The organism is Gemella taiwanensis (assembly GCF_054054385.1).
This window is the reverse complement of the sequence record NZ_JBSMTL010000011.1, coordinates 15,082-35,477: the sequence shown is the minus strand read 5'-3', so window position 1 is coordinate 35,477 and position 20,396 is coordinate 15,082. Positions and strand designations below refer to the sequence as shown.

Annotated in this window: 18 protein-coding genes and 1 pseudogene; 11 read left to right on the top strand and 8 right to left on the bottom strand. The window is 30.1% G+C overall.

The features are described 5' to 3' along the window. The first annotated feature begins 227 nt into the window (after positions 1-227). The 3 genes from ACWOA3_RS07440 to ACWOA3_RS07430 all read left to right on the top strand — a co-directional run bounded on the left by ACWOA3_RS07440 (position 228) and on the right by ACWOA3_RS07430 (position 4,817). Positions 228-1,835, top strand: coding sequence for an ATP-binding cassette domain-containing protein (locus tag ACWOA3_RS07440; RefSeq protein ID WP_456885082.1), 1,608 nt, complete (start codon positions 228-230; stop codon positions 1,833-1,835). Positions 1,836-2,050: 215 nt separating this feature from the next. Beyond that, positions 2,051-2,803: an ABC transporter ATP-binding protein gene (locus tag ACWOA3_RS07435; RefSeq protein ID WP_003147441.1), complete on the top strand. Its 753-nt coding sequence runs from the start codon at positions 2,051-2,053 to the stop codon at positions 2,801-2,803. Between the two features lies 1 nt (position 2,804). Next, positions 2,805-4,817: an FtsX-like permease family protein gene (locus ACWOA3_RS07430; protein ID WP_456885080.1), complete on the top strand. Its 2,013-nt coding sequence runs from the start codon at positions 2,805-2,807 to the stop codon at positions 4,815-4,817. A 67-nt stretch (positions 4,818-4,884) separates the two neighbouring features. Here the strand turns inward: ACWOA3_RS07430 and ACWOA3_RS07425 are convergent, their stop codons facing one another. Beyond that, positions 4,885-5,760 carry a helix-turn-helix domain-containing protein gene (locus ACWOA3_RS07425; RefSeq protein WP_456885078.1) on the bottom strand — a complete coding sequence of 292 codons (876 nt, stop codon included), beginning with the start codon at positions 5,758-5,760 and terminating at the stop codon, positions 4,885-4,887. A gap of 231 nt (positions 5,761-5,991) precedes the next feature. Between ACWOA3_RS07425 and ACWOA3_RS07420 the strand changes: the two genes are divergently transcribed. The 3 genes from ACWOA3_RS07420 to ACWOA3_RS07410 all read left to right on the top strand — a co-directional run bounded on the left by ACWOA3_RS07420 (position 5,992) and on the right by ACWOA3_RS07410 (position 11,672). Continuing rightward, positions 5,992-7,563: an ATP-binding cassette domain-containing protein gene (locus ACWOA3_RS07420; RefSeq protein ID WP_456885076.1), complete on the top strand. Its 1,572-nt coding sequence runs from the start codon at positions 5,992-5,994 to the stop codon at positions 7,561-7,563. A 777-nt stretch (positions 7,564-8,340) separates the two neighbouring features. Further along, positions 8,341-10,062: an ABC transporter ATP-binding protein/permease gene (locus ACWOA3_RS07415; protein ID WP_456885074.1), complete on the top strand. Its 1,722-nt coding sequence runs from the start codon at positions 8,341-8,343 to the stop codon at positions 10,060-10,062. Next, on the top strand, positions 10,062-11,672 hold the full coding sequence (locus ACWOA3_RS07410; RefSeq protein ID WP_456885073.1) for an ABC transporter ATP-binding protein: 1,611 nt from the start codon (positions 10,062-10,064) through the stop codon (positions 11,670-11,672). Before ACWOA3_RS07415 ends, ACWOA3_RS07410 begins: the two co-directional genes overlap by 1 nt. Positions 11,673-11,715: 43 nt before the next feature. On the opposite strand, the gene ACWOA3_RS07405 is transcribed toward ACWOA3_RS07410, so the two are convergent. The 3 genes from ACWOA3_RS07405 to ACWOA3_RS07395 are packed head-to-tail and all read right to left on the bottom strand — an operon-like array spanning position 11,716 to position 14,174. Next, complete coding sequence (locus ACWOA3_RS07405) at positions 11,716-12,354, bottom strand: TetR family transcriptional regulator (protein ID WP_442566591.1); 639 nt, start codon at positions 12,352-12,354, stop codon at positions 11,716-11,718. 19 nt (positions 12,355-12,373) lie between these two features. Beyond that, positions 12,374-13,456 carry an ABC transporter permease gene (locus ACWOA3_RS07400; protein WP_456885070.1) on the bottom strand — a complete coding sequence of 361 codons (1,083 nt, stop codon included), beginning with the start codon at positions 13,454-13,456 and terminating at the stop codon, positions 12,374-12,376. A 1-nt stretch (position 13,457) separates the two neighbouring features. Further along, a complete protein-coding gene (locus ACWOA3_RS07395) occupies positions 13,458-14,174 on the bottom strand; it encodes an ABC transporter ATP-binding protein (RefSeq protein ID WP_456885068.1) in 717 nt (238 codons plus the stop codon). A gap of 530 nt (positions 14,175-14,704) precedes the next feature. Between ACWOA3_RS07395 and ACWOA3_RS07390 the strand changes: the two are divergent. The 4 genes and pseudogenes from ACWOA3_RS07390 (at position 14,705) to ACWOA3_RS07375 (ending at position 16,309) form a co-directional block, all read left to right on the top strand. Then, a pseudogene (locus ACWOA3_RS07390) lies at positions 14,705-15,139 on the top strand (MepB family protein). Positions 15,140-15,288: 149 nt separating this feature from the next. Then, the gene (locus tag ACWOA3_RS07385) at positions 15,289-15,579 is read left to right on the top strand and encodes a PspC domain-containing protein (protein ID WP_456885066.1); all 291 of its coding nucleotides are present in this window, start codon (positions 15,289-15,291) and stop codon (positions 15,577-15,579) included. 113 nt (positions 15,580-15,692) lie between these two features. Next, complete coding sequence (locus ACWOA3_RS07380) at positions 15,693-15,935, top strand: type II toxin-antitoxin system Phd/YefM family antitoxin (RefSeq protein ID WP_456885064.1); 243 nt, start codon at positions 15,693-15,695, stop codon at positions 15,933-15,935. Further along, a complete protein-coding gene (locus tag ACWOA3_RS07375; protein ID WP_456885063.1) occupies positions 15,932-16,309 on the top strand; it encodes a type II toxin-antitoxin system death-on-curing family toxin in 378 nt (125 codons plus the stop codon). Before ACWOA3_RS07380 ends, ACWOA3_RS07375 begins: the two co-directional genes overlap by 4 nt. Positions 16,310-16,354: 45 nt before the next feature. Here ACWOA3_RS07375 and ACWOA3_RS07370 read toward each other — a convergent pair whose 3' ends face one another. The 4 genes from ACWOA3_RS07370 to ACWOA3_RS07355 form a co-directional block, all read right to left on the bottom strand. Beyond that, positions 16,355-17,053 carry an N-acetylmannosamine-6-phosphate 2-epimerase gene (locus ACWOA3_RS07370; protein ID WP_456885061.1) on the bottom strand — a complete coding sequence of 233 codons (699 nt, stop codon included), beginning with the start codon at positions 17,051-17,053 and terminating at the stop codon, positions 16,355-16,357. Positions 17,054-17,072: 19 nt separating this feature from the next. Beyond that, positions 17,073-17,777 carry a GntR family transcriptional regulator gene (locus tag ACWOA3_RS07365; protein ID WP_456885059.1) on the bottom strand — a complete coding sequence of 235 codons (705 nt, stop codon included), beginning with the start codon at positions 17,775-17,777 and terminating at the stop codon, positions 17,073-17,075. A gap of 288 nt (positions 17,778-18,065) precedes the next feature. Further along, entirely contained in the window at positions 18,066-18,248 is a 183-nt protein-coding gene (locus ACWOA3_RS07360; protein WP_456885057.1) for a hypothetical protein, read from the bottom strand. Positions 18,249-18,366: 118 nt separating this feature from the next. Then, entirely contained in the window at positions 18,367-19,230 is an 864-nt protein-coding gene (locus ACWOA3_RS07355) for an ROK family protein (protein WP_456885055.1), read from the bottom strand. 197 nt (positions 19,231-19,427) lie between these two features. On the opposite strand from ACWOA3_RS07355, the gene manA reads away from it, so the two are divergent. Then, positions 19,428-20,375 carry a mannose-6-phosphate isomerase, class I gene (gene manA / locus ACWOA3_RS07350; RefSeq protein WP_456885053.1) on the top strand — a complete coding sequence of 316 codons (948 nt, stop codon included), beginning with the start codon at positions 19,428-19,430 and terminating at the stop codon, positions 20,373-20,375. Positions 20,376-20,396: the final 21 nt, after the last annotated feature.

Below are 20,396 nucleotides of genomic sequence, written 5' to 3'. Positions count from 1 at the left end.
ACTTAACTTTTAAGGGGCTTTTTTATTTTAAGCTTTACTAGGTATAAATTATTAAACACCGAAAGTAAGTTAGATATAAACTAGCTAAAACTTAAAAAGCCACTTGATATATATATTATAATGTATATAAAATTATTTTCTAACTAATGAAATAAATTATCTGAAAACTACCTTGTTTAAGTTTATTATATTTGATAGAATAATAGTAAGGTATAAGGAGGGAAAGGATGAAGCAGTATTTAAAGAAAAGATATTTAGAAAATAGTTTGTTACTTTTACTAATTATTTTTGGAGGAGCATGTAAGGTTGTTGCTGCGTATTTTATAGGGGATGGATTTAATGAATTAATTAAGTCGAATACCGATGGCTTTTTCTATAATATAGCCTATGCCGGTATAGTGTTTTTATTATATTTGGTTTCTCTTTATATAAAAATTCCGTATGAAAACTATGTAGTGCAAAAGATGATAACGGATATTCGATGTGATGTCGTCGATGCAATTTCTAAAAATAACTATGCTAATTTCAATAAGAAAAATAGCGGTGACTACATATCGTGGCTTAGTAATGACTTGATGATTGTTGAGGAAAAAGGATTTGGTAATTTTTATCAAAGTATTACAGCGATAATAGAGACTCTTTTAGCTATAGTTGGACTGTTTGCATTCCACTGGTCGATTATTGTCTTCTCGATAATAATGAGTGTTCTTACATTAGTTTTACCAGCTCTTGCGCAAAAATCTATCCAGAATAAAGCTCAGAGATATTCAGGTTCGTTAGAAAAATTAATAAGTAAAAATACAAATTACTTACAGGGATTTGATAGTTTACTGTCTTTCAATAAATTAGGAATTTTGAAAAAAATTGTAGCAAGTTCTTCTAATGGGGTATTAAAAGAATCTGTGTCGCTAAGAAAAAGTGTCGGCTTAGCTGGTGTCCTAGGTGGTTTAGGAAATTTAGTAGGGCAAGTTGGTGTAGTATTACTAACAGGAATACTAGCGTTGAAAAATATTGTTGGTTTTGGATCTATTTTAACGGTAGAATCACTAACATCTACGATTTTTAATTCAGTAGGAAATATTATGAATATTACGGTAGAGTTGAATATCGTAGTGCCAATCTTTGAAAAATTTGAGAAATTTAAAGAAGAGGCTAAGGAGATTAATGACAAAGATACTAGCAAAAAATTATTAAATGAAGAAATTGAAACTATAGAATTAAAAGATGTTTCTTATAAATATGAAGAGAAAAGTATATTAAAAAATATTTCGTATTCATTTAATAAACATGGGAAGTACGCTATTGTCGGTGAAAGTGGTAGCGGAAAATCTACATTATTAAAATTATTGACTGGAAGAATAGAAAATTACGAGGGTTCAATTAAATTTAATGGAGAAGAACTAGAGGATCTTAATAAGTATAGCCTGTATGATAAGATGCTATATATTCCGCAAGAACCTTACATTTTCACAGAAAGTCTAAGATTTAATATTACGCTAGGTGATGAATATACTGATGAAAAAATCAAAGCTACCTTAGAAAGTGTAGGACTAGGAGAATTTTTAGCAAATCTTGAGGATGGTTTAGATACTGAACTTGTAGAAGGCGGTAAGAATTTATCAGGTGGTCAAAAACAAAGAATAGCTTTAGCTCGTGGAATTATTAGAGAGAAGAAAGTAGTGCTGTTAGATGAGATAACTTCTAATTTAGATAAGGATAATGCAGAGAAAATAGAAGAACTTCTATTAACTAATCCAGAGTTAACGGTAATTCTAATAACACACAGACTAGATAATAACTCTGAACAAAGATTTACAGATGTATTGAGATTATAATTTCCTAGGAAATAAAGTTGCTAGGCATTCTTGAAATGAAATAAAAAGTAATAAATATCCCAATCTTACAAAAGTGTAAGGTTGGGACCTTTTTTGTAAGGAAAATCGATAGAATCTGTAAGAAAAGTAAGGTAGAATATAAATATAAACAACGAGGAAGTTGTAGAAAAGTTCGAACTAGGAAAATTAGATAAAAGAATTCAGGAGTGATAAAAATGTTATTAGAAGTCAACAATGTAAGAAAAGTTTATACGACAAGATTAAGTACTCAAAGTACAGAAGCGTTAAAAAATGTAAATTTCGCAGTAGATAATGGTGAATATGTAGCGATCATGGGTGAGAGTGGAAGTGGTAAAACTACTTTACTAAATATTATCGCAACATTCGATAAAGCAACGTCAGGAAATGTGAATTTAAATAATTTAGATTTAAGCAAGCTGAAAGATAAAGATTTAGCGAATTTCCGCCGTGACAATCTAGGATTCGTCTTCCAAGATTTCAACCTACTTGATAATTTTTCTATAAAAGATAATATCTTACTACCATTAGTACTGGCTAATAAAAAATATAAAGATATGGAAAAAAGATTAGAGAAAGTAACTAAACCTTTAGGAATTGATAAATTAATCAATAAGTTTCCATATGAAGTATCTGGTGGTCAACGTCAAAGGGTTGCGGTAGCTCGTGCGATTATTACAAATCCAGCACTTATCTTAGCGGATGAACCGACAGGAGCACTTGATTCAAAATCAACAGATCAACTGTTAGAAGTATTTGAAAAACTAAATAATGCGGGACAAACAATTATTATGGTTACGCACTCTGTGAAAACAGCAGCTCGTGCAAAACGTGTATTATTTATTAAGGACGGAGTAGTTTTCCACGAACTTAGAAAAGGAAATGCGACTACTAGTGAGATGTTCCAAAAAATTAATGATACGTTAACTTTAATGCAGGCAGGTGAGTAAGATGAGCTTCTTTTATAGCAAATTTGCTTTAAACAACCTTGTAAAAAATAAAAAATTTATAATACCTTATGTGTTATCAGCAATTTTTACAATAATGTCATTTTACATACTATCATCTCTAGCCTTTGGGGATAATTTAGACAAACTTCCAAATGGTATCGATGCGACCAAACAGGTATTAAGTTTCGGGATTATTGTAATTGCGCTGTTCTCTGTAATTTTCCTATTTTATACTTACAGTTTTCTAGTGAAACGTAGGGTAAAAGAATTCGGATTGTATTCTGTTTTAGGTATGACAAAAAAACAAATAGCTAAAATCTTAGTGTTAGAAACAATTTTTATCGCTGTAACTACAATAGTATTAGGAATTGGATTAGGAATAATTTTTGATAAACTTATGTTGTTAGTATTATTGAAATTATTCTCAGCGGGAGTTAGCTTTGGTTTCAGTATAACACCGATAGCTATAGTTTTCTCAGTATTATTATTTGGAGGAATATACTTCTTATTATTACTTTATACTGTTATAAAAATAGCTAGACTTAGAATTGTAGCCTTATTAAAAGATGAAAATAAAGGTGAAAAAGAACCAAAATCTAGATGGATTCTAGCGATAATCGGTTTAGCATTAATCGGTTATGGATATTACACAGCCCAAACTGTACAAAATCCTATAAAAGCAATATTAGTATTCTTTTATGCTGTAATTGCGGTAATTATTGGTACATATTTAGTGTTCATGGCAGTTAGTATAACAGTACTAAAAATTATGAAAAATAATAAAAATTTCTACTATAAACCTAAAAACTTCATCAGCGTTTCTGGTTTATTATACAGAATGAAAAGAAATGCAGTAGGATTAGCGAATATCTGTATATTATCTACTATGGTTCTTGTAACTATGGGATCAACATCGGCTTTATATGCAGGTATGGAAAAATCTTATAATGAGAGATTCCCAAGACAATTAATGATCGCAGGTTATCATTCTACTAGTGATAAACTAAAAAAAATCGAAAATAATGTAAAAGTAGCAGCTAAAGAAGCGGGAACTGAAGTACAAGATTTAGTATCATATAATTCATTACCTATGGTAGGAAGATTAGTTGAAGATAAATTTAATTTTGAATCATATGTAGGTGTAGACTTAAGTAATGTTAAAATGATAGTTGTTTTACAATTAAAAGATTATAATAAGTTCGCTAATAAAAATAAAACATTAGAAAGTAATGAGATTTTATTACATATCGATAAAAAAGGAAATTACAACTATAATAGTATTTCTCTAAATGGCAGTGAATATAAAATTAAAGAAAAATTATCAGAGTTTCCAGGAACAATAGGTTCAGATACCGCAAATATTATGGATACATATTATGCTGTTGTTAAAGATGAGAAAGAAGCAACTAAATTAGCTACAAAACTAACAGAGTTAAGTAGTAAAGAGTTAGAAAAAAGAGGGATTGGTTTACAATCAGGTACTCCTACACTTCAAAACTACGTTGCATTCAATATTAAAGATACAGATAGAGAAGCTAAGGTAATCGAAAGTTTCAAAAAATTAGAAAAAGGAGAGAGTGTAACAATAGAAGGTAAAGAAGAAAATAAAATTACATTCAGAGGAGTGTTCGCATCATTCTTATTCATCGGAGTGTTCATAAGTTTAATATTTGTAACATCTCAAGTGGTAATTATGTACTACAAACAAATCTCAGAAGGATATGAAGATAAAGGAAACTTTGAAATTATGAGAAAAGTAGGTATTACAGATAAACAGATTAAACAATCAATCAGATCACAAGTACTGTTAATCTTCTTCTCACCGCTAATTATAGCGACACTACACACGATAGTAGCATATCCATTTATTGAGAAAATCTTAAGATTATTCTTAATAACAGATAGTAGCATATTTTTACAAGCACTCGCTGTGACAATTGTAGTCTTCGCAATCTTCTACCTAATAGTTTATGCAATAACATCAAAAATTTACTATAGAATTATAAAAGAATAGACGAAAAAAACTCCAGAGGAAAAATCTGGAGTTTTTTGTTTTAAGACATATCACCAAAATAAGAGAATTATTGTTGAGGTTCTTTACTATTTTTCTCTTTTAGATATGAAAGATAAGATAATGTTAAAGATCTCATAGTTTCATTATTTTCTAATGAGAATATACTAATAGCTTTGTTACAAGAGTTAATAGCATCTTCAATAAGTTTTTGCTCTTCAAATAATCGTGCTTGTAAATAATAATTATCTCCTAGAAGATAAAAAGATTTATTTTCTAGAGCTTTAGTAATAGCGATAGAGTTCCAATACGTTGCATCGTTAAATTTAGTTAAGATTCCATAGATACGCGCAATAGAATAATAGAATGGTTGTTCAGAACTTGTATTTTGAATAATTTTTATATATGGTAAAACTTTTTTATACCAAAGAATAGCATCTTCAAATAATTCTTTTTCTGAATAAAAATTCCCCAAAGTATTACATATATCACAATATAAAATACAACCAACTTCTACTTTTGCTATCAATGTCTTTAGATTTTTAATCGCAAGCTCCAGCTGATTATTTATATGATATGTTGTGATAGCTTGAAACCATTCAAAATATAAAATATTTTCTGAATCAAGAGTGTTTTTATCAATGGAAGATAAAACAAAATCTAGTGTCTTATAATCTCGTTTATAAAGTAATTCCATAAGTTCATTAACTTTGAAGTTAGAAGGTTGATATTCTTTAGTATCGATATCAAATAATGCTTCTATTTCACTAGTTGGAATATTTAATTTTTTTATGATTTTGAAAAATATATCTATAGAAGGAGTGACTTCTCCTTTTTCTAACCTACTGATAATAGTTTGAGTACAAATACCTTCAGCTAATTTTTTTTGAGACATATTTAGTGATTTTCGTTTGGTTTTTATTAAGTCAGCTAATTTAAGTTTCAAAGTTTATCCGCTCCTAAGAATTAATCAAATATTACTATAATAATACTATAAATCTACTTGTAAATCAATAAACTAGAAATATATAAGTATAATCAAAACACAATAGTGTTAAAAATATATAAATATAGTGTTGACTATCTTTGTTATCTCTGATAAAATTTATATAATAAATATACTTTTAGAGTCAGAATGAAAAAAAGACTTTAAACTATAGTGTTAGGGGTGAAGATCATGTTTAAGTTATTATTTAAACAAAAATATAGCATACTAGTATTTATTATTACGGTATTATGCGCAGCAGTACAGGTTGCGACGTCTTATGGATTTAGTTTGATTATCCAAGCGACGGTAGATAAAAATTTAAGATTTATGGTGTCGGCGACTATTGCAGTTATGTTGATATATGTTGTTTTGAATACGTTGGGTTATTTCAGAGCGATATACGTTGAAAAATTGATTCAAAATTTTTCTACAAGGCTTAGAAAAACAGCAATTGCGGATTTCAAGAAAAAGTTAGTCTATAACGAGAAACATAATAATGGAGCAGAATGTATAGCTTTAAATACTACTGATATCCAGCAGTTTGAGCAATATGCGGCTAATTGTTTATTTGCGATTTACAGTATATCTTTAGTTGTTATCTCAACAATTGTATTACTTAAGGTGAATATTACGTTATTTATTATCTCACTTGTATTGTCTTTATTAATGATGGTTCTACCTAAGTATTTCAACAAAGCGATAAAAACAACGACAAAAGATATTTCAAAAGCTACAGAAGATTTCAATAAGGATTTAGAGAATGCGCTGGCTAGTTCAGAAATGCTAAACAATTTTTCTGCGTTGAATTTATTAGATAGAATTGTAAATGTAGGTTCAAAAAATATAAAAAATGCTAAAGTTAACAGAAAAAAATCTATTATGACTTTACAAGGATTGAATGTGACATTAAATGCAGGTAACCAAATCGCATTGATTTTCATAGCGGGATATTTCGCATATAAAGGATATATTGAATTTGCGATGATATTTGCGATATCAGGTTATACAGGGGAATTCTTTGGAGGATTGACAAAAGTAATCGAACTATATCCGAATTTCGCTTCTGCAAATGAGTTGTTGAATAAGTACCCAGAAATTAAAGAAGAGAAAAGTTTACCGAGAGTCGAAAAATTAGATAAGGAAATTGTAGTTTCTAATGTTAAATATAACTACCCAGATAAAATGGTAGAATTTCCTAATTTAACTTTTGAGAAAAACAAGAAGTATTTAATAAAAGGAAAAAGTGGTAGTGGTAAATCAACATTGATAAATATTTTAAATGGTGATTTGAAAAACTATGAAGGAAGTGTAGAATGGGATAATAGAGAATTAAAACAATTTGATATTAAATCGGCAATTTCTACGATGAATCAAAAAGTGCAATTATTAAATTTATCGATCAAGGATAATATTATTTTAAACAAAGAATATAACGACAAGTTGTTTAGAGAAGTTCTGGAAAATTGTAAGTTAGTTGATGTTATTGATAATTTAGAAGAAAAAGAAAATACAATACTAGACAATAAAAACTTAGCTTTATCAGGTGGACAGCTGCAGAGATTAGGATTAGCGAGAAGTTTATATCATAAAAAAGATGTATTTATAATTGATGAAGGTACAGCTAATTTAGATAGTAAGTTGGCAGATGATATTGAGGAAATAATATTAAAAGATAAAGAATCTACAGTTATTATGATAACTCATAGAAATAGTGAAAAAATCGAAAACTTAGCAGATAAAGTAATAACATTAGGTAGCTAGATGAAAAAGAGGGTAAGATTTTAAAAAATCTTAAACCTTCTTTTTTATTGTGTAGACATGGACTTTTGTTCTTACAAAATAAAAAAATATAAGAACAAAAGTCCAATTGAAAGAAAAGGTGCGACAAGAGTGATATTTTAAAATATTTTCAGGAGCAAAAGAAAAACGCTAAGGGCGGCAACCCAAAGCGTAAGTAATCTTTAATATTTCCTAAAAGGGTGGACGATATCCCAACCGTTCGCCCTTCCTTTGAAGATATTATATCATAGAAGTATAGAAAAAGAAAAAAATAAATGTGAGAAAACTATTACAAGAAGAGTTACAAGAAGAATTTAGTGTGTAAATATAAAGATAGCAATTCAGAAAAATAATAAAGCTGAGTTGTTGTCTTTTTCTAATGGACACAGAATGATAAAAGTGTCAAGAAAGTGTCCGTTCGAGAAAGACAACTCAGAAAAAGACTTCCCAGCGTTTGTCCTCTTACAAAGAACAATAAGGTGAAAATTATAAGTAGCTAGGAATGAGACTAAAACCTCGTTTCCCGAACATTCTTTGTATTTTTGAACATTTTCGTAACAATAAACTTAAAAGCTATCTTTTAATTTAGCTATATAGTATAATAGTAATTGATAATAAATATCAATAAAGGTAGCTAGAGCCTTTTTCATAAAAAGAGTGAATGTTGGATTTTTATAAAAAATAACCTAAGTCCAATATTATATTTTTACTCATTTTATGTAAAATAAATCTAAATTTGAAATTAAATAAGGAGATATTATGAAGATAGATGGTAGAGCGATGGCTCTCTTTAATATCAAAAAAGAAGTATATCTCGTAGCGATTCTTAAACTTGTTGCCTTTTGGTGCTCGCTGTTTTTCATCTACAATTTCGTAGATTTTCTATTTTATTCACTAGGTGAGGAGAGTAGAAGCGGTGCTGTATTAGGATTTATTTTAAAAACGGTAGTAGGTTTAGTAGTTTATTACGCAGCTACAACAGGGGATAATTACTTCAGTCACAAAATTTCTAAACAGGTTAGAAATACATTAAGGAAAGAGATTTACAACAAAGTAGAAAAACTTTCACTAAATTACACAGAAGCAGTAAATACTGGTAGTCTTCTTGTGATGAACTCTTCATCGATCGTGAATATTGAATTTTATTTCAATAAATTTGTACCGCAGATGTTTGCGACATTATTTATAGTGCTAAGCTCATTTGTTATTTATGGGAAGATTCATATTCTACTGTTTATAGCGATGTTGTTATTATATCCGCTTATTCCTGTGTCTATTATGATTATTATTAAGAAATCGAAAAAGGCTAATAAAAAGAACTTCAGCGACTTCTTAAGTTTATCTGAAGTATTCTACGATAGATTATCAGGTTTCACAACGGCAAAAATTTATGGTAAAGAAGATAATGTAGCGAGTGATGTTGATACTCGTAGTGCGAAGTATAGAAAATCGACGATGGCATTACTTCGTCACCAACTTAATTCTATTAATGTGATGGATGCTATTACTTATGTTTCTATTTTTATCTTATCAATTATCGCTATCTTTGCGGTGAAAGATCAGAAGCTTATAATTTTTGTCATTGTTGCTACATTAGAATGTTTTAAACCGCTACGTGCTTTAGGAGGATTGTTCCACATTTCGATGAAAGGGAATGTTGAGTTAGATAATATTTACAAACTTCTTGATCATCTGGAGCAGGAAAAAGATGAAACTATAGAAGTAGAAGCTGGGAAAAATATTGTTCTGAACAATGTAAGTTTCTCTTATGGTGAGGAGACGACTTTAGAAAATATCAATATGCTATTTAAACCTGGTACGAAAACAGCATTAGTAGGAGAAAGTGGAAGTGGTAAGTCTACTATTATCAAACTAATCTTAGGTTTAAATTCTAATTATAGCGGAAGTATAAAATACGACAACTTCAATATTGATAGTATTCCTACTAGAGAGATGGCTAAAATTACGACACTTATTACTAATGATAGTTACTTAGTTAAAGGTACTGTAAGAGAGCATTTAAGTGTTCGCAAAAATATAACTGAAGAAGAAATGTATAATGCTTTAGAAAAAGTTAATCTTAAAGATTTTGTTGAAGAACACGGAGGTCTAGATTATGAGCTTGCGATAGGAGCTGCGAACCTTTCTGGTGGTCAAAAACAAAGGCTACTTGCAGCAAAAGCAATACTAAAAGATTCTTACTTGTATATACTTGATGAAGCTGTATCGAATATTGATGATTACAGTAAAGAAATCGTGCTTAATGCCTTCGATTCAATTAAAGAAGGAAAAATTATTATTGTTATTTCTCACGATTTAGAGACTGTGACAAATTCAGATAATATTTATGTTCTAAAAGATAAGAAAATTATCGAAGAAGGAACACATGCTGAGCTGATTGAAGAAAATTCTCTATATAGAAAATTATTCACAGATCAACAACAACTGAAATCAAAATTTTTAGCTAAGGAGGTAGAGTAATGACATCATTAAGAGAATTAAAACAACTTTTAGCTATCGCTCAAGAGTTTAAACGTCCATTACTTAGAGCGACTTTATTTGGAAGCTTAGGTCACTTAATACTTGTCGTATTTACCTACTTCATCTCGTTGTTCTTTTTAACAAAAATAACAACAATAGCAGCAATTTTATTTATCATAATTTTCGCTTTAGCTGTGTTAAAAGGATTATTTAGCTATACTGAGCAACTTTTAAACCATTATGTTGCGTTCAAAGTATTACATGCTTTACGTGTTAAAGTTTTAGAGAAATTCAAACGTATATCTGTCGATAGTTTTACAAAAAACACTTCAGGTGATTATATGACGATGATTACGACTGATATCGAATTATTAGAAGTTTTCTACGCGCACACGATAACACCATTTATGATCTATATCGTGCAAAGTTTAGTAGTTAGTATCTTCTTACTATTCTTTAGCGTGAAACTAGCGTTAGTAGCTTTAATAATCTATATCGTAATCGGACTTGTGTATCCACTAAGTTTTAGAAATGTCGGACAAGACGTTGGTGAAAATTATCGTCGTAAACTAACTCAAGTAAATAACAATTCATCAGAAGAAGCTTATGGAATTTTTGAAACATTACAATATGGAAAAATCGATGAGGCTAAACGTAATATCGATATGGAAACTGAGGAACTGACAAGAAGTTCGTATTTAAAAAACAAATTCTTAGTAGATTTAAATACTCTAAATGTTGTAACTTACAATATCGGGGTGTTGGCATTTATCTACGTTGCAGCTTCACTTGATAGTCAGTTCATAACTGTATCATTAGTTGCGATGTTTATCGTATCGTTTATTCCTATTTTATACATGGGGAATCTTGCTTCAACATTAAGTCAAACGATGGCTAGTGGGAAGAGATTTTTAGAACTTATGAATACGCCGGAAGAAGCGGAAAATAGAGGTGTAGTTGTTGATTTTAACGAACTTAAAGTTGAGAACTTAACATATCGTTACGCTGATAATACTGTAGTGGATAATTTAAGCTTTGATGTGAAAAAAGGCGAAGTTATAGGATTAAGTGGACCAAGTGGTTGTGGTAAATCTACAATAGCGAAACTTATTATGAAATTCATCTCAGATGAAAATATGGAAGGTAATATTACTATCGATGGTGTCGATCTAAGAGAGATAGATAATCGTTACTTTAGAGAAAATAGTTCGATAATACTACAAGATAGTTACTTATTCAATGCAAAAATTAAAGATAATATCACATTCTTCGAGAAAGATTTGGATAAAGAAGAGTTGGATGCATCATTAAGAAAAACTAATTTAAGAGGTTTTGTGGATAACTTGAAACGTCGTGAAAATGAAATCGTTGGTGAGAGAAGTTCGAATATAAGTTCAGGGCAAAAACAACGTTTATCAGTAGCGCGTTCATTCTACAATGACAGTAAACTTCTAATTCTAGATGAAGCAACAGCGAACATCGATATCTTCAGTGAAATCGAAGTGCTAAAAGCTTTAGAAGAAAGTAAAAAAGATAAGATAACAATAATAATTTCACACAATAAATCAACATTATCAATCTGTGATAAGGTGATTAGATTAGGTGAGTAAAAAGTGAGAGGAACTTGGAAAATACCAAGCTCCTCTTTTTTTATTATCGTGTTAAGTTTTTATAAATTTGTTGTTTAATAAATTGTAAATCATGCTCCTCAGTAGGACAAGGAACGTCTTCAAAAAGAATAAATCTTTGGACTGAGTAGGTACTGATAGGTCCTGCGAATGAACGAATAATTTCGGATGTTGATAAGTTCTCGTTAATTTCAGGATTAGTTTCTCTATATTTTTTTAATATAGCTTTGAAGTTTATTTTTTCAAATGTTATTTTTATAGAATCAATAAGTTGTGTTTTAAAATTTTCATTTGTTAATATTTCTGAGTATACTATTTTTATAGTATCCTTATTTTCTTTTAGGAAAACCATGCGATCTTCGACAACGTAACTGATTAATTCTTCAAGGGAGTTGGTATTTTGAGTTCTTTTTAGAAAATTTAAAAACAATTTAGGAATAACAGGGACTATTATTGAATATAATAAATCTTCTTTAGTTTTAAAGTATTTGAATACTGTTGCCTGACTAACGCCTGCTTCTTTAGCGATTTGAAGCGTAGATGTCCCATGGTATCCTTGTTTTGCGAATAATTTAATAGCAGCTTCTATTGTTTTTTTCTTACCGGGTGGGAAGGTTTCGTCATGAGAAATGCTAAAGTAAGATTGTAAGATATTTTCAGTCATAAGGGTCTCCTATTGTTTTTTAAACTTTTCTATATCGTTTTAAGCCTAGAATATTAAGTATTATTAGAAGGATGCAAAGTGCAAGTAGAACAACGATATCAGTTTTAATCGCAAGAAGATTTTTACCTTCTAAAATTATTTTGCTTAAACCGTCACTAGCATACGTAACAGGTAGGATTTTACTAATATAAACGGCGATTTTCCCCATACTTTCAACAGATACTATTCCTGAAAAGAACATTTGTGGAATGATTATTACTGGAACGAACTGCATAATTTGGAATTCTGATTTTGCAATTGTAGAGATTAGTAAACCTAATGTTAAGGCAACCATTGCTAGTAATACATTAACTATTATAACATAAAATGGATTTCCAGCAACTTCAATATTTAATAAATATATAGATGATAAAGTGACGATAATAGTTTGAATTACAGCTAATGAGCTATAAGATAGCACATATCCTAGGACAACTTCGCTTCTTTTTACAGGAGTAGCTAAAAGTCTATCTAGAGTTCCGCTAGTACGTTCTTTTAGTAGAGCCATACCAGATATTAGAAACACGAAGAAGAATAGGATATAGCCGATTAAAGTAGGTGCAACTTTATTGAAAAATGTTGAATCTGCATTACCGTAGTTATAATATTCTTTAACTTCAGGTTCTTGTTTATTTTCACTTAACTTAGGATTTACTTTTTTAACAACTTCCACCAAGCTTTTTGCTTCTGATGCTTTTATAGAACTTTTTAAAACTTGTTGGGCTTGCATAGTTTTAGTAGAATCTATATTAGCGTGAGTTACCGTATAAGTATTGTTATCGTAAAAAATTACCGTATCTATCTCGTTATTTTTTAATTTCTCTTCAGCAGCTTCTTTTGATTGATATTCTTCTAGATGAACGTTGTCAATATTTTTCATTACGGAAACCACACTTTGAGGAGTGTTTACAGAAGCAACAGTAATTTCAGAATTTGTGTTTGCTGAAAAGACAATGCTAATTAACCACATTATAAATATCGGTGCAACGAACATCATTGCTAAAGTTCTTTTATCTCTAAAAAATTCCTTAAATACTCTTTTTGAAATAGTTAAAATTCTCATGTTACTTTTCCTCCACTTTTAAGAATACTTCTTCGATAGTAGTAACATTATTTTTTTCTTTTAGATTTTTTGGTGTGTCGAAGTCTATAATATCTCCACGAAGAAGAAGTCCGACTTTATCTGTAAGTTCTGCTTCGTCCATTACATGAGTCGTTACTAGAATGCTAACACCGTTATCCCTTTGTCTGAACAATTCTATCCAAATGTTACGGCGAAGGCTAGGGTCTATACCGACTGTAGGTTCATCGAGTATAAGTAACTCAGGGCTACCGATTAGCGCAATAGCGAGTGAAAGTCTTCTCTTCATCCCGCCAGAATAATTCGACACTGATTTTTTTAAGTGGTCGGTTAGGTCAACTATTTTTGCTACATAAGCTATTTCTTCTTTTAGTTGTTTTGAAGGAACACCTTTCATTTTTCCGAAAAATTCTAAATTTTCATAGCCAGTAAGTATTTCATAAAGAGCATCGCTTTGTGCCATATATCCAATATTAGAAAGAATTTCTCTTTTTGGCATTTTGTTATCTAGAACAAGGGCTTCACCTTTATCTGCTTTTTCCATACCGAGCATTGTTTTTATTAATGTTGATTTTCCCGATCCAGAAGGACCGATAAGACCTACAATTTCACCTTTTTCTAGGTTGAAATCAATGTTGTCAAGGACTGTTTGATCGCCGAAGCTTTTTGATAATGAAGTAATTTGTATTAATGTTTTCATAAGAATCACCTTTCTTTTTAAAGTGAGTGTACACTCACTTTAAAATTAAAAAATATATAGCTAAGATTATTTGAAAGATATTAGTTAACCTAATGCTTTTGGAACTATGATTATTAAAGAACAGTTTTATGATAGCTGCTAAGAAAAATCCCATTAGAAATAAGATTTTAAATCTTCGGTAAGTAAACACTCACCTTATAATCAATATTATAGTGAGTGAACACTCACTTGTCAAGAAGAAAATTTGAAAAATTCTAAAAAGGGGATGAAAACAATTAGATAAATTTTTTGCTGTTAATGTGATTTTTGAGATATTTTCTTAGTAATATAAACTTAGTTTAAAGTCGCCTAAGTACAACAAGTAATATATAGTATATAAATATGATATAATATTTATAAAATCAGAATAATAAAATATGAATCAAGTTTTTAGAAGATAAAAAGATAATAAATCATACGAGGGGGTATTATACCTGGGGTATGTAGTAATTCAAGTGAAAAAAATTTTGTTAAGGGGGACATACGTCATAATGAAAATACTTGAGGTTCTAAATGAGTTTTATGGTGATTTTGAATTTATAAAAGAAAAGTGGAATGAAAAATACGAAGGTATCCTTATCAAAATAAAGGAAGAACAAGGTTATAAAAGATGTCGCTTGGCAAAAAGAACACCTAAAAAAGAAGGATATTTTACAGCTTTTTGGCAAAAAGATCAAAATAATAAGAACATTCCTTATACAAATGAAGATTTGGGGAATGAGCTCGTTATTGTAGTGATCGATAACGACAAGAGAGGACTTTTTATTATTCCCAATGAGGATGCTGTTTGTAGAAAAATTCTCTCGACAAAAGATAGTAAAGGAAAAATGTCTATGTGATTTTATCCGCCTTGGAGCGTAAATTTGAATACAACAGCTCTAGAAACACAAAAATGGCAATTGAAATTTTTTAGAAAACTTAAATAATAAGAATGATTTCTTTTTTAATTTTAATAATATAAACTTAGTTTAAAGTCGCCTAAGTACAATGGTTAATATATATCATAGAAATGTGATATAATATTTATAAAGTCAGAATAATAAAATATCAACAATAAAGTCAGGAGGAATTTATTATGATAGATGGATTAAATAAAATTTGGAATAAATTTCTTAATTTTTTAGAAGATAAAAAAATTTATAAATCATACGAAGGAGCTTTAGTCTCTGGGGTATGCAGTGGTTTAAGTAAAAGATTTGGAATAAGTGCTAGTTTTTTACGAGTACTATTCTTATTAGCGAGTATTTCCTCATTCGGTAGCCCGATATTGATATATATACTGTTATCGATAATAATGCCGGTAAAACCAATGAAAGAAAATTATAGAAAATCAAGCTACATCGATGGACGTGCTTGGGAAAAGTAATATAAAGAAAAGTTCTAATTGATCAACTGTCAATTAGAACTTTTTAATCGTACAAAATAGGTTGAATTAATCCTATTTTTTTATTATAATAATATGAAAAGGAGGTGTTACGTATGAATATAGACACAAATAATTTAGTTTCAATAACAGAAGCAAATCAGAATTTCTCCAAGATAGCAAGAATGGTAGATGAAAATGGATCAGTTGTTATATTGAAAAATAATGCACCACGATATGTTTTAGTAGAATTTAATGAATTTGAAAAAACTCAACAAGCCTCGGATGAAGATGTATTAGCACTTTCTAAAAATTTAATGAAAAAAAATAAAAAGGCTTATGAGGTATTGGCAAAATGATAAAATTATCAACTAATCAAATACTTTTACTTCATAAAGATTTGATTTCTGAGTTTGGAGGATTAGATGGAGTAAAAGATTTAGGGATGTTAGAATCTGCAATCAATGCACCATTTCAGACATTTAATTATCAGGATATGTATCCAACAATTCAACAAAAAGCAGCGAGATTATGCTATGGATTGGTAAAAAATCATCCATTTATTGATGGAAATAAACGGATAGGGGTCCATGCCATGTTAGTCTTTTTGGCTCTAAACAGAATAGAATTGGAATATTCACAAGAAGAATTATATTCTATTATTCTTAATGTCGCTTCTAGTCAAGCAACTATTGAAGATTTATCAACTTGGATAATAGATCATCAATTATAGCTAAAAAAATCAACTCTGAAAATGTTTCTTCAGAGTTGGTTTTTCTTATTTCACTGCATCGATAAATCTAGCTGCTATTTCTTTTGGACGGGTAATAGCTCCACCTACAACTACGCTGAATGCTCCTGCATTATATGCTGCTTTAGCATTCTCAGGGTAGTGGATGCGTCCTTCAGCTATGATTGGAACAGAAATAGTTTCAGATAATTTTTTGATAAGATCTAAGTCTGCTTCATTTGGTCTATCTTTTGTATTTTCTGTGTAACCACTTAAGGTAGTTCCTACGAAATCAATACCTATTTTTTCTGCATTTACACCTTCTTCGAAAGTAGCGATATCTGCCATTAAAATAATGTCAGGATATTTAGCTTTGATTTCTGCAACAAAATCATTAATTGTTGTACCATCAAAACGAGGGCGTAAAGTACAGTCTAAGGCAATGATTTCACAACCTGTTTCTACAAGGGCGTCTACTTCTTTCATAGTTGCTGTGATGAATTGAGACATTCCTTCGTAACTTTGTTTGATAATTCCGATAACAGGTAAGTCTACTGTTTCCTTAATTTGAACTATATCAGTAACACCTTGTGCACGGATACCAACGGCTCCAGCTTCTTTAGCAGCTAGTGCCATAAGTTTCATGATTCCACCTTCTTCAACATAAAGTGGTTCTCCAGGTAATGCTTGACAAGAAACGATGATTCCACCTTTTATTTGGTTTAAGATTTTTTCTTTTTTATCCATAGTTAACTCCAATCAGAGCTTAATCTTTAATGGTTAAGCTGTAGTATTTATAATTTATATATATTTTTACATATTCGAAAATTTTACCATCACCGAAGTAAGTGTACCTATCGAATTCAAAACATGGTTCACCGTCTTTTGCGATAAATTTGGCAATTTCTTCAGGAGTATCAACTATAACGTTCATAATTTTTTTAGATTTTTCTTGGTGAATATCTATACGATATTTTTTTCTAATCATAGTAGCCAGCTCTTTGAAACTATCTATATCATTAATATTAACATCAGGTAAATATTTTATTGGAATATAGTTAGTTTGGTGAGCCCATGCGATATTACCGATATATTTTATACGAGCTACTTTTAGAAGTTTTTGATTTTTTAATTTTAATTTAGAACAAAGTTCTTTATCTTGAATAATCTCAGCTTCAACAACTTCAGAGTGTTCAGATACTGATTCTTTAAAGTGTTTGTGGAAGTTGTTATTTTCTGTAACTAAAACTTTTTTGTTAACTAATGTTTTATTAACAAAACTTCCTTTACCTTGAACTCTAAAAATATACCCGGCAGACTCTAGTTCATTTAGTACACGTACGGCAGTAGTACTACTAACATTATATATTTCTTTTATTTCTTTTTCTGTATAGAGTTGTTCACCTTCTTTAAAAATACCAGTTTGTATTTTTAAAATGATGTCATTTATAATCTTTTCGTATTTTTTCAAGTTGACTCCTCCTTGATTAATTAATATAAAAATAGACTTATTAAAATTTAATGTGTTAACTTAAACTTATATTATCACTTATCCTGAACTTTGTAAAGAAAAATTTTAATAATATTAGAAAAAAATTAAACGGTTGCATAAGTTGGAGTATTAGAACTAGAGAGATATAGATGAAAGAAAAAAAGCCCCTCCTTACTTTTTAGGTAAAGAGGGGGAATTTGAGTAAACTATCATATTTTTTTAAGGATATTATCATAATCTATATAGGTGTATTCTTCGTATTTATTTCTACTCATATTTTTTTGAAATTGAAATAAGCTTATTCTTTAATTCGATAACATCGTTGGATGTCGGTGTCCATCCTTCAATGATGTTTGTACTAAGGGCATACCAGACACTTTTAAAATCTTTAATATTATCGAATTTAATCCCCATGATAGTTAAGTCATTTTCATTTAGGTCTAAATTCATAACAGTACCTCCTTAACAATGTTTTTCATTTTTATTATATATTATAAGATGATAGAATACAATAAAAAATAAAGCCCCTCCTTACTTTTTAGGTAAAGAGGGGATTGGTTTTAATATTTTATTTTTCTACAAATGGGCTGATTGCTCCGTATAGAGCTGCATCGTTTCCTAGTTCGGCCGCTAGGAATTTAGTTTGGTTATTTTCGATTGGGTGTAGTTCACGTACTTTAGCTTCAAGTTTGTTTAATAAGTAATCACCTTGAGCAGATACAGCCCCACCGATTACGATGTATTTTGGATCTAAGATACATAGTAAGTTAACGATACCACGAGCAAGCTCAAATAGCCATTCGTCTAGTACTTTTAATGCAGTTGTATCCTCACGTTTACAAAGATCGAAGAATTCGATGACGCTTAGCCCTTCGTACATCTCAGCTTTAATTTTTTTATCTAATGCGATAGTAGAAGCACGTTGTTCGTATGTAGTTTTAGTATCGAAGTCATAAACAGATTGTCCGATTTCTCCAACACCGAAGTTAGATCCGAAAGGAAGGCTGTTTAAGTAGTAAGCACCACCGATTCCAGTTCCTAAAGCCATACAGAATACTTCATCTAGCCCTTTAGCTCCACCAAGCCATTGTTCACCAAGTAGAGCACAGTTAACGTCGTTGTCAGCATATACTGGAATACCTAGTCTATCTCCAAAATCACGTTTGAAGTTAGTTCCAAGGTAGTTTTTAATAGTTGGAGCGGCACGGATTACTTCCATGTGTACATTATCGATAACTCCTGCTGCAGAAATTCCTGCTGCAGAGAAGTTGTAAGTTTCACGGATTTTGCTTGCTATTCTAAACATCTCATCAGTAATTTTTACAGTTACGTTGTCAGGTGTTTTACAAGTTTCGTAGTGAATGATTTTGTAGTTGTCATCAAACACAGCAAATTTTATACTTGTCCCACCAATATCAATTCCTAAATACATATTATACCTACTTTCTAAATAAAGACATATCAATCTTTGATTTTTGTTAATTTTTTTAAATTTCTTTACAACGATATATTACCATAAAAACGATTTTTTGAAAATAAGTTATTGAAAAAAATATAAGGTATCTGCTATATAAAGTAACCTACTTAGTGTATAATAAAAGCGTAGGTATATAATAAAAGGAGAAGAAAATGGATAAAATTATATTTTTAGAGCCTGTATTTTGTGAAAGAATATGGGGAGGACGCAATTTAGAAAGTTTTAATTTTTCTATTCCACAAGGAAATATTGGAGAAGCATGGGTAATTGCAGCTCATGATAATGGAAGTTCAAAAATAACAAATGGACAGTTGGCAGGATTGACACTAAAAGAGGCTTACGAGAAACAACCTACGTTATTTACAGAAAAAACTTATGATAAGTTTCCGTTATTGATTAAAATCTTAGATGCTAGTGATAATTTGTCAGTTCAAGTGCATCCTGAAGACGACTATGCGCGAGTAAATGAGAATGGAGAGCTAGGTAAGACTGAGTGTTGGTATGTATTAGATGCTAAAGAAGGTGCGAAATTAGTATATGGACATACTGCTAAAACAAAAGAAGAGTTTAATAGTAAAATAGACGCTGAGCAATGGAATGAGCTGTTTATTGAGAAAAATGTAAAAGCAGGAGATTTCTTCTATATTCCAGCGGGGACACTTCATGCGATTGGAGAAGGAATTTTAATTTATGAAGTTCAACAGAACTCTGATACAACATATAGAGTTTACGATTATGATCGTGTTGATAAAGATGGAAATGCTCGCGAACTACATATAGAAAAAACAAAAGATGTTACAAAAGTTCCTTTTGAAAAAGCTACAACAAGTCCTAAAGAGGAGAAGTTGGATGGAGCTACTATAACATACTTAGCAGATGAGAAGTATTTTTCTGTTTATAAAGTAGATGTTAAAGGTCAGGTTTCGCTAGATAAAACTGCGACAGGAAATTTATTTACTGTTCTTGATGGTAAAGGTAGAGTGGTAATTGATGGAACTAGTTATGATGTAAAAAAAGGAGATAGCTTTATTCTAACAACAGCTTGCTCATCGTATACATTAGAAGGAAATATGTTCCTAATCGGAAGCTATGATAGATAGAATGTTCTAAAGAATGTGAGT

Coding starts and splice junctions, on each gene's coding strand:
- ACWOA3_RS07380 (WP_456885064.1), top strand. CDS start 15,693: ATGAATATAGACACAAATAATTTAGTTTCAATAACAGAAGCAAATCAG.
- ACWOA3_RS07410 (WP_456885073.1), top strand. CDS start 10,062: ATGACATCATTAAGAGAATTAAAACAACTTTTAGCTATCGCTCAAGAG.
- manA (WP_456885053.1), top strand. CDS start 19,428: ATGGATAAAATTATATTTTTAGAGCCTGTATTTTGTGAAAGAATATGG.
- ACWOA3_RS07360 (WP_456885057.1), bottom strand. CDS start 18,248: ATGAATTTAGACCTAAATGAAAATGACTTAACTATCATGGGGATTAAA.
- ACWOA3_RS07355 (WP_456885055.1), bottom strand. CDS start 19,230: ATGTATTTAGGAATTGATATTGGTGGGACAAGTATAAAATTTGCTGTG.
- ACWOA3_RS07405 (WP_442566591.1), bottom strand. CDS start 12,354: ATGACTGAAAATATCTTACAATCTTACTTTAGCATTTCTCATGACGAA.
- ACWOA3_RS07400 (WP_456885070.1), bottom strand. CDS start 13,456: ATGAGAATTTTAACTATTTCAAAAAGAGTATTTAAGGAATTTTTTAGA.
- ACWOA3_RS07420 (WP_456885076.1), top strand. CDS start 5,992: ATGTTTAAGTTATTATTTAAACAAAAATATAGCATACTAGTATTTATT.
- ACWOA3_RS07435 (WP_003147441.1), top strand. CDS start 2,051: ATGTTATTAGAAGTCAACAATGTAAGAAAAGTTTATACGACAAGATTA.
- ACWOA3_RS07440 (WP_456885082.1), top strand. CDS start 228: ATGAAGCAGTATTTAAAGAAAAGATATTTAGAAAATAGTTTGTTACTT.
- ACWOA3_RS07415 (WP_456885074.1), top strand. CDS start 8,341: ATGAAGATAGATGGTAGAGCGATGGCTCTCTTTAATATCAAAAAAGAA.
- ACWOA3_RS07375 (WP_456885063.1), top strand. CDS start 15,932: ATGATAAAATTATCAACTAATCAAATACTTTTACTTCATAAAGATTTG.
- ACWOA3_RS07370 (WP_456885061.1), bottom strand. CDS start 17,053: ATGGATAAAAAAGAAAAAATCTTAAACCAAATAAAAGGTGGAATCATC.
- ACWOA3_RS07395 (WP_456885068.1), bottom strand. CDS start 14,174: ATGAAAACATTAATACAAATTACTTCATTATCAAAAAGCTTCGGCGAT.
- ACWOA3_RS07430 (WP_456885080.1), top strand. CDS start 2,805: ATGAGCTTCTTTTATAGCAAATTTGCTTTAAACAACCTTGTAAAAAAT.
- ACWOA3_RS07385 (WP_456885066.1), top strand. CDS start 15,289: ATGATAGATGGATTAAATAAAATTTGGAATAAATTTCTTAATTTTTTA.